A 12,545-nucleotide genomic window follows, 5' to 3' on the forward strand; every position below is an offset into this window, starting at 1 on the left:
CATAAACAGCTTTAAGTTTTGCGCATTATTACATCGTGCGCAAAATACTATTTCGGAATTTGATTTGATTGATCTGCAGGATTTGCAGGCGCTGCCGCCGGAGCACCTGACGCTGCTGGCGTTGCGGGAATTGCAGCTGCCGGAGCAGGCAAATTATCCATGACGCCGCCGCTTTGCGAAACGTGGTGATTGCCGACAAAAGCCAGTGCGAGGGTTGCGATAAAAAAGATCGCAGCTGCGACGCCGGTCGACTTGGACAAGAAGTTGGAAGAACCGGTGGCGCCAAACAAACTACCCGACGCGCCGGAACCGAAAGCAGCCCCCATATCAGCCCCTTTGCCGTGCTGCAGCAACACCAGACCAATGATTGTCAGCGCTGCCAGCACTTGAATCACAACAATAACAGTAAATAAAGTATTCATATAGCCATCTTCAATTTAAAACAACAACGATCAGTTACCCTGGGCAGCCTGGACGATCGCCAGAAAATCCACCGCCTTCAAGGCCGCACCACCAATGAGACCACCATCAATATCCGACATGGCCAACAATTCTTTTGCGTTATCGGGCTTCATGCTACCACCATACAAGATTTGCACCTTGGCCGCCGCCGAGGCATTCTTGGCCGATAATTTACCGCGCAGCTTCGCATGCACGTCCTGCGCCATTTCCGGCGTTGCAGTCTTGCCGGTGCCAATTGCCCAGACCGGTTCATAGGCAACCACGATCTTTTCGACGTCGGCCACATCAAGCACACCCAGCACGGCATCAACCTGGCGACCGACAACAGCATCGGTCTGCCCAGCCTCACGCTCATCCAGTGTTTCGCCGACACAGACGATCGGCGTCAAACCGGACTTCAGCGCAGCAACCGCCTTGGCAGCCACCACCGTATCGGTTTCGCCATGATAAGCGCGACGCTCGGAGTGACCGACGATCACATACTTGCACCCAAACTCCGCCAGCATTGCCCCCGACACTTCACCGGTATAAGCACCGTTAGCATGCGCGGAAACATCCTGCGCACCCAGCGCCAGCGCAGAACCTTCAACAGCTGCCTGCACCTGTGCCAAATAAGGTGAAGGCACACAAACGGCAACATCGGCCTGCGCACCCGCAGCGGCGAGACCTGTTTTTACGTCGGCAATCAAGGCTGCATTGGCGGCGAGACCGCCATTCATCTTCCAGTTACCGGCAACTAATTTACGGCGCATAAGAGTGAGTATTTTGAATAACCCCGCATTCTATCGCGCCGCGGCAAACCCGGTCAAACCAATAGCCCGGTATTTCTCTGCCAGATCCACCGCTACAAAGACATATAAAGAGGTATTTCAGCTTACCGTCAGCATGATCTTGCCGACATGCGCGCTTGATTCCATCAAAGCGTGCGCCTGCGCAGCCTGCTCCAGTGGGAAGGTCTGGTAAATCACTGGCTTCACTTTGCCGGTGGCCAGCAGTGGCCATACGCGCTCTTTTAACTGCGCTGCGATATAGGCCTTGAACTCGACAGGACGCGGGCGCAAGGTAGAACCGGTCACCGTCAGGCGGCGACGCAAAATCTGGCTCAAATCCAACTGGCCTTTGGCGCCGCCCAGCAACGCGATCACGACAAGCCTGCCATCATCGGCAAGGGTTTTTATCTCTCGCGCCAGGTAATCACCTCCGACCATGTCCAGAATGACATCAACACCGCGCCCTTCCGTTGCCGCTTTCACTACTTCTTCAAAATCTTCAGTACGGTAGTTGATACCCAGCTCGGCGCCCAAGTCTTCGCAGGCGCGGCATTTGTCATCTGAACCTGCCGTCGCGAAGACGCGGTGCCCCAAGGCTGTTGCAATCTGTATCGCCGTCACGCCGATACCCGAACTGCCGCCCTGAACCAGCAAGGTCTCGCCGGGCGACAGCCGCGCCCGCTCAAAGACATTGCTCCAGACAGTAAAGAACGTCTCCGGCAGCGCAGCCGCCTCCAAAGCCGTCAAACCAGCCGGCACGGGCAAACATTGCGCGAGAGGCGCAGCGCAATATTCAGCATAGCCGCCGCCTTGCACGAGCGCACAAACGAGGTCACCTTTATGGAAACCGCTATCTCCCAGCTCGCCGTCGACAATCTCACCAGCGACTTCCAGGCCAGGCAAGTCGGAGGCGCCGGGCGGAACCGGGTAATTGCCCTGACGTTGAAAAACGTCAGGGCGATTCACGCCTGCGGCATGCACCTTGATCAATATTTCGCCGCTTTTCAGCTGGGGCAAGGGCCGCTCGCACAATTGCAACACTTCCGGAGCGCCAAATTCAGTGATTTCGATTGCCTTCATTTCATCCTTTCCTGCCTGAGCCGGGATCAACAAATAAGTTGTATCAGAGCGAAGCAGCGGCACGCGCTGCGGTGTCATACAAACCTGACGCACTGCGCAGCAACTGGGCAGCCTCGCCGATTGCCTGATTCTGGATACCGCTGTCGACTTGCACTTCAATCAGGCAGCGCTCGCGCACTTCCTTGTATTTCATGCACAATTCCTGACCTTCTTCCGTGGTCGAAAACAGCAGTTCCTTGCCTGCCTTTTCGCTCTTCACATAGCCCGCCTTGACCAATTTCTTCAGCGCGTAGGTCACAACGTGGGTATCCTCAATATTCAGGACAAAACAAATATCGGCAAGTTTCTTCTTTCGCTCACGATGGTTCACGTGATGCAGCAAAGAGACTTCGATCGCGGTCATGTCTTTTGCACCCGCAGCCAGCATGCAGCGCATCATCCAGCGATTGAAGGCGTTACCGGCCATGATCAGGGCGTATTCGAGCTCCGACAGCTCGGCGCTGCGCTCCGAAACTAGGTGATTCGAGGAGACGATTTTGGTCGGGGACTTTTTGGTCACAGCATTCTCCGGCGTGATTTCCAGGGATTGTTCATTCATAAGCTATTTTCTATCAAGAGATTTTCATACAACGCCGCTACTATATAGCAATCTTAAACAAATAATTTATCGACATATTGTTTATACCTTGCTGTAAATGTATGATCCGCGAGAACGATAAAGGCGTTTAAGCCTTTGCATAATCTGGATGACAATGATTCAACCTCAAATTCATTTCCTGGGCGACAGCGCATTGCTATGCAATCTGCCTCCCCCCGCCACACTGCCTCACCAGCAACGTATCTGGAGCATCGCCGACGAGGCGGCAAGCTGGCCGGAAGTCAGTGAAGTCGTGCCCGGCATGAACAACCTGACCCTGATCCTGCGCCGTCCTGTCGTTGACATGAAAGTGGTTACCAAACGCATTCTGGATACCTGGGCGCATGTCGATGTCAGCCATATCGCCGGACGAGAAATCGAAATCCCCGTTGTCTACGGTGGTGCGGACGGCCCGGATGTCGACATCGTTGCCCGCCACACTGGCTTGTCCAGCAAAGAGGTCATTCAACGCCATAGCGCCGGCGAATATATCGTCTACTTCATCGGCTTCATGCCGGGATTTGCCTATATGGGTGGACTGGAACCTACGCTGGCAACTCCACGCCGTGATGAACCCCGGCTCTCCATCCCTGCCGGATCGGTCGGCATCGGCGGCGAACAAACCGGCATCTACCCGCTCGCATCACCCGGCGGCTGGCAATTGCTAGGAAAAACATCTCTGCCGCTCTTCGATCCGACACAGACTCCACCAACTTTATTGCGACCGGGCGACCGCGTACGCTTCACCGTGGAACGGATTGCCAAATGATAGAAATCCTTCAACCCGGCATTCTCACCTCGGTACAAGACCTTGGCCGCCCCGGCCACCGTCAGCTCGGCATCAATCCAGGCGGCGCACTGAACTGCCTCGCCCTGAGTGCCGCCAATCTGCTGGTCGGCAACGACATGGAGGCGGCCGGACTCGAAATTACCATGGGCGCCTGCGAGATGCGCTTCACCACCGACACCCGCATTGCGCTCGGCGGCGACGATTTCGATGCGCGACTCGACGGTAAATCCATCACTCCCTACTGGAGCGTGCCGGTGCTTGCCGGTCAAACGTTGAAGCTGGCGCATGCCGGCCCCAATGCCACGCAAGGCATGCGAACCTATCTCGCTATCGCCGGAGGTATCAACGTTCCGCAAGTCCTCGGCTCGCGCAGCACCGATTTAAAAGCCAACTTCGGCGGCCATGAAGGGCGCGCCCTGCGCAAAGGCGATTGCCTGCCTCAAGGGCCGGCAAGCATCGCGATCGCAGGCCCGGCTTTCGGTGTGCGCTCGCCGGCATGGAGCGGTGTCGGTACGCAGACACAAGACAGCAGCAAGTTGATTCATTTGCGGGTGTTGCCCGGCCCTGAGTTCGAACAATTCACTGTCGCCGCGAAGAACGCTTTGTGGCTCGACAAGTGGCGCATCACTCCAAATAGCAACCGCATGGGCTATCGCCTCGATGGACCGGAACTCAAACGCAAGCAAAACCGCGACCTGCTTTCGCACGGCGTGGTGCCGGGTGTCATCCAGGTGCCGCCCTCCGGCCAGCCGATCATCCTGATGGGAGATGCGCAAACCACCGGAGGCTACCCGAAGATCGGCGTCGTCATTCAGGCCGACATGTGGAAGCTGGCGCAAGCACCGTTAAACGCGCAACTGCAATTGCAACCTTGCGATCTGGAACAAGCCTTGCATGCATGGGAAGAACAGCAGGCCTATTTGAACAGCATCCGCGAGACGCTTGCCGCACTCGACTGGTCACGCGCTACACAGTACAAAAAGTAAACCGCAAGAGACGAAGCACCAAAGAGACAGAAGGAGCACGCAAGATCATGCAAATCGACCTCAATGCAGACCTCGGAGAAGGTTGTGACAACGATGAAATGCTGCTGACGCTGGTCAGCTCAGCCAATATTGCGTGCGGCTGGCATGCCGGCGATGCCAATACCATGCGCCAGAGCGTACGCTGGGCAATACAGAATCATGTCGCCATCGGCGCCCACCCCAGCTTTCCCGATCGTGAAAATTTCGGCCGCAGCGCCATGCAGTTACCGCCAGAGGAAATCATCAGCGGCATGCTGTATCAATTGGGTGCACTGGACGCCATCGTACGTGCAGAAGGCGGACACATGGTGCACGTTAAACCGCATGGCGCGCTCTATAACCAGGCGGCCAAAGATGCGGTTCTGGCCAACGCTATCTGCGTCGCAGTGCGCACCTTCAATCCAGAGCTGGCCTTATTCGGACTGGCGGGCAGCGAACTCATCAGTGCCGCCAAACAAGCAAAACTGACCGCCATCGAAGAGGTCTTCGCCGACCGGGCCTACAACGCTGACGGCAGCCTCGTCAGCCGCACGCTTCCCGGCGCCATGATCGAAGATGAAGCACAGGCCATTGCGCAAACCATTTCACTGGTCAAGGACAAGCAAGTTACCGCACTGGACGGCTGCATCGTCAAGGTCAACGCACAAACGGTCTGCCTGCACGGCGATGGTGCGCACGCACTGGAATTCGCACGTCAGATCCGCGCACGCCTGAGCAAGGAGCGCATTGCCATTCGTGCGCCGTCCTGAGTTGGTTTTTATTGTTCTTCGCTCTTCTGTTTTTTAGTTCTTCTCGTTCTTATCTTTTTATCGCAGCACTTTCGTCGTCAGATCTACATTAACAACAACCATCCTTACTGGGAGATAGTCCATGGATAGCTCGATTTTGCTACCGTTGATCGGGATTCCGATCGTCGTTGCAGGCTTCGCATTCCGCTTCAATCCGCTGTTGGTCGTCACCGTCGCAGGCCTTGCTACCGGTCTCGCCGTCGGCATGGATTTCGGCATGCTGCTGGAAACCTTCGGCGAGAAGTTCATCAATAGCCGCTCGCTGGCCGTATATGTACTCATCCTGCCGATCATCGGCCTGCTGGAAAGCTATGGCCTGAAGGAGCGCGCACAAGACTGGATTTCCAGCATGGCCAGCGCGACATCTGCACGCATTCTGATGCTGTACTTCATCCTGCGCCAGGTGTTTGGTGCGCTCGGGCTGACCTATATCGGCGGCCAGGCACAAACCGTGCGGCCCTTGCTTGCGCCCATGGTCGAGGGCGCAGCGACAGCTCGCTACGGCGACTTGCCGCAACACATCCGCGACAAACTGCGCGCACACTCCGCTGCCTGTGACAACATCGCCGTGTTTTTCGGCGAAGACATTTTCCTTGCCTTCGGCGCGGTGCTGCTGATCGATGCCTTCCTCAAAGAGAATGGCATCACCAATGTCGAGCCTCTGCATCTTGGCTTGTGGGCCATTCCAACCGCGATTGCGGCACTGGCTATTCACATGTTCCGCCTGGTGCGTCTCGATGCCGGGATTCAACGCGACGTCAACGCCTGGAAAAAATCTGAAGCAAAAGAGGTGGCAGCATGAGTACTCTCATCACGATCAACGAAATCTACTACCTCATCGGCGTCATCGTCATGCTGCTGGTCGGCATGACATTGCGCGACAAAGGCAACCCCAAACGCCTGACTACCGCGCTGTTCTGGTTTCTGTTCGGCGCGGTATTCCTGTTCAGCGACTTGCTGGTTTCCTCCCTGGGGAAACCAATGGCTTATCGCATCATCGGCGTCGTCGTCATTCTGATTTCGCTCATTGCCGGTTTTGGCCTGCTGTCGATCGGCACCTACAAACAGCGCAGCGCCGAGCAACGCCAGGCATCGGCCAATCAGTACGGCAACTGGATCTTTGTTCCGGCCATCCTGATTCCTGTGGTGACCGTGTTGTGCACGATCCTGCTCAAGGGCGTGGCCATCGGCGGCGTGTATATCCTCGATCAGAAACAACTGACGCTGGCGGCATTGTGCGTCGGCTGTATCTGCGCCATTCTGGCCGGCTGGAAACTGACCGGCGGTACGCCTCTGCATGCTGTGCGTGAGTCGCGCCGCCTGCTCGACGCCATCGGCTGGGCTGCCGTTCTGCCGCAGATGCTGGCGATGCTTGGCGGCGTCTTCGTCGCAGCGCAAACCGGCAAATCGGTGCAGCAGGTTGTCGGCCTGTTCGTCAATCCTGAAAACCGCTTCATGCTGATCGTGATCTACTGTGTCGGCATGGCGCTCTTCACGATGATCATGGGTAACGCCTTCGCAGCTTTCCCGGTCATGACCGCCGGCATCGCCCTGCCCTTCATCATCGTCGGGCAACACGCCGATCCTGCACCGCTGGTGACCATTGGCATGCTGGCTGGTTACTGCGGCACACTGATGACGCCGATGGCTGCCAACTACAACATCGTTCCTGCGGCGCTGCTGGAGCTCAAGGACAAGTATCAGGTCATCAAGGTACAAATCCCTACCGGCCTGACCTTGCTGGCGGCAAATATCCTGCTGATGTATTTCATCGTGTTCCGCTAATTGTTTCGTTAATGCGTGTCGCGGCCGGTGGTTTCCACACCGGTCGCAAATTAGCAAAAACACGCGCCGCCACACTGATCTGAAAATCGGAAGACTCTCATGCAACTCACTATCGAACTGGCCGCCGCATACACCGAGATGCCGCTGACCTACCTCCGTCAGGAATATCCTAACCACATCATGCACGTGCTCAACAGCGCCGACGATGTCTTGTCGCCGCGCGCCCTGCATCCCGTGTTTTACGGTTGCTATGACTGGCACTCTGCCGTCCACGGCTACTGGCTGCTGCTGCGCTGTGCGAAGCTGTATCCGTCACTGCCGACCCACGACAAAATCACGGCGATCTTCGATGAGCACTTCACGCCGGAATTGATGGCGCAGGAAACTGCTTATTTCCAGGTGGGTGGCCGCGCTTCTTTCGAACGTCCTTATGGCTTCGGCTGGATCCTCGGCCTTGCGCAGGAGTTGGCGGAATCCCCGCATCCGCGTGCAGCGATCTGGCATGCCGCCATGCAGCCGCTGACATTGGAAATCCGCAAGCGCCTGATGGAATATCTGGGCAAGCTGACTTATCCAATTCGCGTCGGCACACACTACAACACGGCGTTCGCGCTGGCGCTGGCGATTGATTACGCACGTGCGGCAAAAGATAGCGAGCTTGAAAGCGCCATCGTGCAGGCTTCGCAACGCTACTACGGCAAGGATATCGACTATCCGGCGCACTATGAACCGGGCGGCGATGAATACATCTCTGCAGCACTGACCGAAGCGCTGCTGATGAGCAAGGTATTGGATGTCACGGCCTTCCCGGCATGGTTCAACCAGTTTCTGCCGCAGATCGACAAAGTCGAACGACTGATGCAGCCTGCACAGGTCAGTGATCGTACCGATCCCAAGATTGCTCATCTGGATGGTCTGAACCTGAGTCGCGCATGGAGCATGAAGCATATTGCCCGTCATCTGCCATCAGATCATCCTGCACAAGCTGCCCTGGCAGGCGCCGTGCAGCGCCATCTGCGAGCCAGCCTCGACCATGTGGTCGGCAGCCACTATAGCGGGGGCCATTGGCTCGCCAGCTTCGCGCTGTTGGCGCTGGAAGGCTGAGTTTTCTTCCTGACGAAAAAAAGGCCGGCGCAGATGCCGGCCTTTTTCATTTCCGAGAGATGATTTTACTGGCTTGGCGCATCGTCGGGCTTTTCTATAGGCGTATCGATCGCGTTGGAAATTACACGTGCACTACGCTTGAACGTCAGATACGCCCATGCCCAGTCACTCATCACCAACAGACGATTGCGGAAACCGATCAGAAAATACACGTGCACGAACAACCAGAATAGCCACGCGGGATAGCCGGAGAACTTGAATTTTCCGACCATTGCCACTGCAGCCTTGCGGCCGATCGTCGCCAGCGAGCCATAGTCCTGATAGACGAAATTCTCAAGCGGTTCGTCACTGATGCGGTGAAGGATATTACGTGCAGCGACACGTCCCATTTGCTTGGCTGCCGGCGATACACCCGGCACCGGCTTGCCATCCGATGTCGCCGATGCGAGGTCACCGATCACAAACACCTCCGGATGATCAGGGATCGATAGCTCACTGCCAATGATCACGCGTCCAGCCCGGTCAAGCGGGACATTGAGCGATTTTCCCAAAGGCGATGCGGCCACACCCGCAGACCAGATGACCGTACGTGAAGCCAATCGCTGCTCGCCGCTCGGATCGGTATAACGAACACATTCTTCGTCGATGTGCGTAACGCGGCTGCTGGTGCGTACATCGACCCCAAGCTTGGTCAACTGCGCCCTCGCCTTCTCGGACAGGTCTGCCGGATAAGCGCCGAGAACGCGCTCAGATCCTTCCAGCAAAACCACTTTAGCCTGCTGTGGATCGATGCGACGGAACTCACCGCGCAAGGTATGGCGCGCAATCTCGATCAGCGTACCGGCCATTTCCACGCCGGTGGCGCCGGCCCCGATAACAGTAAAGGTCAGCCATTCTGCGCGGCGCACCGGGTCTGGTTCGCGTTCTGCGCGTTCAAAAGCCATGAGAATACGGCGGCGAATATCGAAGGCATCGGCAAGCGTTTTCAGTCCAGGCGCCAGCGGAGCCCATTCGTCATGCCCGAAGTAGCTGTGCGTGGAACCCGCCGCAACGATCAGATAGTCGTAGGCAATCTCGCTGCCGTCTTCCAAGGCAACCGTTTTGCGCACGACATCGATCTTGCTGACCGCGGCCATGAGGCTGGTGAGATTACGCTGCTTTGCGAGGATACTGCGTATCGGCGCGCTGATTGCCGGCGCCGACAAACCTGCTGTCGCCACCTGATACAACAGAGGCTGAAAAAGATGGTGATTACTGCGATCGATGATGGTGATGTCGACCTTGGCATCGGCCAGTTCACGTGCGGCGGCAAGGCCGCCGAAACCACATCCGATGATGATCACATGAGGCATGGGACTCCTTTCTGATGAAATGATGCTCCCCAATCGTCCTGATTATTTCTCAATCATTCTGCGATGACATCCGCATTGTCTCAAAAGAACAAGGATCAGCCTAATGGCAGTTCGGGTTTCGGGCAAGCAGTACAGATGAAATCGGCACAGCTCCTACAGCCGCTTGCGATGCTCTCCGACAAAATCGACAAACGCTTAGCCGAAAATCGAAAGTCGAAAATAAAAATCCCCCAGGACTTTCGCCCTGAGGGATTCCGTACTACTTGAGTATTACCAGCGGATGAGGCGATGCCTGCATCCAGCTACGCATTACTGTGCATCTTGCGAAGCAGGCGCTTCCGTGCCTTCTTCCGACTGCGCTGCCTTCATCGACAGTTTCAGACGGCCGCGGTCGTCGGTTTCCAGAACCTTGACGCGGACTTGCTGGCCTTCTTTCAGGTAATCAGCAACGGCGTTGACACGCTCGTTGGCGATTTGGCTGATGTGCAACAGACCGTCTTTACCTGGCAGGACCTGAACGATCGCACCGAAGTCCAACAGCTTCAGCACAGTACCTTCGTAGATCTTGCCGACTTCAACGGAAGCGGTCAGTTCTTCGATACGGCGCTTGGCTTCTTGACCAGCAGCAGCGTCAACGGAAGCGATGGTGACCACGCCTTCGTCGCTGATGTCGATCTGGGTGCCGGTTTCTTCGGTCAGCGCGCGAATGACAGCGCCGCCCTTGCCGATCACGTCACGGATTTTTTCCGGATTGATCTTGATGGTGATCAGACGTGGTGCGAAGTCGGACAACTCTGCCTTGCCGGCTGGAACGGCTTCCTGCATCTTGCCCAGGATGTGCACGCGGCCTTCTTTGGCTTGTTCCAGTGCGACCTGCATGATTTCCTTGGTGATGCCCTGGATCTTGATATCCATTTGCAGTGCGGTGATGCCGTTGGCAGTACCCGCCACCTTGAAGTCCATGTCGCCGAGGTGATCTTCATCGCCCAGGATGTCTGTCAGGACGGCGAACTTGTTGCCTTCCTTGATCAGGCCCATGGCAATACCGGCAACGTGCGATTGCATCGGCACGCCGGCGTCCATCAGCGCCAGGCAGCCGCCGCAGACCGAAGCCATCGACGAGGAACCGTTGGATTCGGTGATTTCCGACACCAGACGCACCGAGTAGCTGAATTCTTCAGCTGGCGGCAGTGCAGCGATCAGCGCGCGCTTGGCCAGACGGCCATGACCGATTTCGCGGCGCTTTGGTGTACCAACGCGGCCGGTTTCGCCGGTAGCGAACGGAGGCATGTTGTAATGGAGCATGAAGCGATCCGAGTACTCGCCCATCAGCGCATCGATCTTCTGTTCGTCACGTGCGGTGCCCAGAGTCGCGATGACCAGCGCCTGAGTTTCACCGCGGGTGAACAGCGCCGAACCGTGAGTGCGTGGCAGCACGCCGGTACGGATAGTGATCGGACGCACGGTGCGTGTATCGCGGCCGTCGATACGTGGCTCGCCGTCGAGGATCTGCGAACGGACGATCTTGGCTTCCAGATCAAACAGGATGCTGCCGACTTCTGCCGAATCCGCTGCCGATGTGCCTGCGGCTGCGGCATCTGCTGCCAGCGCTGCGTTGACTTCGGAAGTGACGGCCTTCAGCTTTTCGGTACGAGCTTGCTTGTCCTTGGTTTGATACGCTTCACGCAGCTTGCCGTCAGCCAGTTCGGTGACACGTGCGATCAGTGGTTCGTTCTTTGCAGGAGGAGCCCATTGGACTTCCGGCTTGCCGCCGTCACGCACCAGTTCGTGGATGGCGTTGATGACAGCCTTCGATTGATCGTGGCCGAACACGACCGCGCCCAGCATGATTTCTTCGGACAATTGCTGCGCTTCCGATTCGACCATGAGCACGGCTGTTTCTGTGCCGGCGACAACCAGATCCAGTTGCGAAGTCTTCAGTTGCGTTGCAGTTGGGTTCAGGACGTACTGACCGTCGATGTAACCGACGCGTGCGGCGCCGACCGGGCCGTTGAATGGGATGCCGGCGATCGACAATGCAGCCGACGCACCGATCATCGCAGCGATGTCTGGATCGATTTCAGGATTGACGGACAGAACGTGAATGATGACTTGCACTTCATTCAGGTAACCTTCCGGGAACAGCGGACGAATCGGGCGATCGATCAGGCGCGATGTCAGTGTTTCCTTTTCGGATGGCTTGCCTTCACGTTTGAAAAAGCCGCCGGGGATACGACCCGCAGCGTACGTCTTTTCAATGTAATCGACGGTTAATGGGAAAAAGTCCTGACCTGGCTTGGCATCCTTGCGTGCCACGACCGTTGCCAGCACAACAGTGTCTTCAATCGAAACGACGACTGCACCGGAAGCCTGGCGAGCGATTTCGCCGGTTTCCAGCGTGACCTGGTGTTGTCCATACTGGAAGGTTTTAGTAACTTTATTAAACACGGTATTTCCTTTCTATATTGAACCCTTGCGCGGCATCGCTTTGCAGGGATTCTTTTTTGCCGACAGATTTTCAGGCGCTGTCGTTCACCTCACCACAGATGCTTGTCGTCCTGCGAAACAGCTGGCAAACCGACAAGTCACCTTACGAATCACGATCATTGGATGGGATCGCGGTACTGCAAAGAAGTTTTGCGAACCGCAAAAACATCCACATCCAGACAAAAGCGGAATCGCAAAAAACAAAATGCCCGCGTCAGAAACTGACGCAGGCATTTTGGCTATGAACCCTGAACCGGAATGGTAC

At 56.6% G+C, this 12,545-nt stretch carries 13 protein-coding genes; 7 read left to right on the top strand and 6 right to left on the bottom strand.

From position 1 onward, the window contains the following. Nucleotides 1-47: 47 nt before the first annotated feature. The 4 genes from secG to hmeg3_RS13810 all read right to left on the bottom strand — a co-directional run bounded on the left by secG (nt 48) and on the right by hmeg3_RS13810 (nt 2,910). On the bottom strand, nt 48-422 hold the full coding sequence (gene secG / locus hmeg3_RS13795; protein ID WP_094564227.1) for a preprotein translocase subunit SecG: 375 nt from the start codon (nt 420-422) through the stop codon (nt 48-50). A gap of 30 nt (nt 423-452) precedes the next feature. Beyond that, entirely contained in the window at nt 453-1,214 is a 762-nt protein-coding gene (gene tpiA / locus hmeg3_RS13800; RefSeq protein WP_094564228.1) for a triose-phosphate isomerase, read from the bottom strand. A gap of 117 nt (nt 1,215-1,331) precedes the next feature. Next, nucleotides 1,332-2,312 (bottom strand): NAD(P)H-quinone oxidoreductase, encoded by a 981-nt coding sequence (locus tag hmeg3_RS13805; protein ID WP_094564229.1) that lies wholly within the window; start codon nt 2,310-2,312, stop codon nt 1,332-1,334. 43 nt (nt 2,313-2,355) lie between these two features. Beyond that, nucleotides 2,356-2,910 (bottom strand): winged helix DNA-binding protein, encoded by a 555-nt coding sequence (locus hmeg3_RS13810; protein WP_094564230.1) that lies wholly within the window; start codon nt 2,908-2,910, stop codon nt 2,356-2,358. Between the two features lie 154 nt (nt 2,911-3,064). Between hmeg3_RS13810 and pxpB the strand changes: the two genes are divergently transcribed. From pxpB to hmeg3_RS13840, 6 genes are all read left to right on the top strand, one after another. After that, nucleotides 3,065-3,718, top strand: coding sequence for a 5-oxoprolinase subunit PxpB (pxpB, locus tag hmeg3_RS13815; protein WP_094564231.1), 654 nt, complete (start codon nt 3,065-3,067; stop codon nt 3,716-3,718). Beyond that, a complete protein-coding gene (locus hmeg3_RS13820) occupies nt 3,715-4,725 on the top strand; it encodes a biotin-dependent carboxyltransferase family protein (protein WP_094564232.1) in 1,011 nt (336 codons plus the stop codon). The genes pxpB and hmeg3_RS13820 overlap by 4 nt, the downstream gene beginning before the upstream one ends. A gap of 47 nt (nt 4,726-4,772) precedes the next feature. Next, complete coding sequence (pxpA, locus tag hmeg3_RS13825; protein WP_094564233.1) at nt 4,773-5,513, top strand: 5-oxoprolinase subunit PxpA; 741 nt, start codon at nt 4,773-4,775, stop codon at nt 5,511-5,513. Nucleotides 5,514-5,634: 121 nt separating this feature from the next. After that, nucleotides 5,635-6,354 carry a DUF969 domain-containing protein gene (locus hmeg3_RS13830; protein WP_094564234.1) on the top strand — a complete coding sequence of 240 codons (720 nt, stop codon included), beginning with the start codon at nt 5,635-5,637 and terminating at the stop codon, nt 6,352-6,354. Further along, entirely contained in the window at nt 6,351-7,337 is a 987-nt protein-coding gene (locus tag hmeg3_RS13835; RefSeq protein ID WP_094564235.1) for a DUF979 domain-containing protein, read from the top strand. The genes hmeg3_RS13830 and hmeg3_RS13835 overlap by 4 nt, the downstream gene beginning before the upstream one ends. A 99-nt stretch (nt 7,338-7,436) precedes the next feature. Beyond that, nucleotides 7,437-8,441, top strand: a complete 1,005-nt coding sequence (locus hmeg3_RS13840) for a DUF2891 domain-containing protein (protein ID WP_094564236.1) — start codon at nt 7,437-7,439, stop codon at nt 8,439-8,441. Nucleotides 8,442-8,506: 65 nt separating this feature from the next. On the opposite strand, the gene hmeg3_RS13845 is transcribed toward hmeg3_RS13840, so the two are convergent. Both hmeg3_RS13845 and pnp read right to left on the bottom strand, forming a co-directional pair. After that, the gene (locus hmeg3_RS13845; RefSeq protein WP_094564237.1) at nt 8,507-9,793 is read right to left on the bottom strand and encodes an NAD(P)/FAD-dependent oxidoreductase; all 1,287 of its coding nucleotides are present in this window, start codon (nt 9,791-9,793) and stop codon (nt 8,507-8,509) included. Between the two features lie 309 nt (nt 9,794-10,102). Beyond that, nucleotides 10,103-12,241, bottom strand: a complete 2,139-nt coding sequence (gene pnp / locus hmeg3_RS13855; RefSeq protein WP_094564239.1) for a polyribonucleotide nucleotidyltransferase — start codon at nt 12,239-12,241, stop codon at nt 10,103-10,105. Nucleotides 12,242-12,297: 56 nt separating this feature from the next. Here pnp and hmeg3_RS24740 point away from each other — a divergent pair, with 56 nt between their 5' ends. Then, a complete protein-coding gene (locus tag hmeg3_RS24740; RefSeq protein WP_157739272.1) occupies nt 12,298-12,525 on the top strand; it encodes a hypothetical protein in 228 nt (75 codons plus the stop codon). Nucleotides 12,526-12,545 lie beyond the last annotated feature (20 nt).

It is taken from the genome of Herbaspirillum sp. meg3, assembly GCF_002257565.1.
Classification (GTDB): Bacteria; Pseudomonadota; Gammaproteobacteria; order Burkholderiales; family Burkholderiaceae_D; genus Herbaspirillum.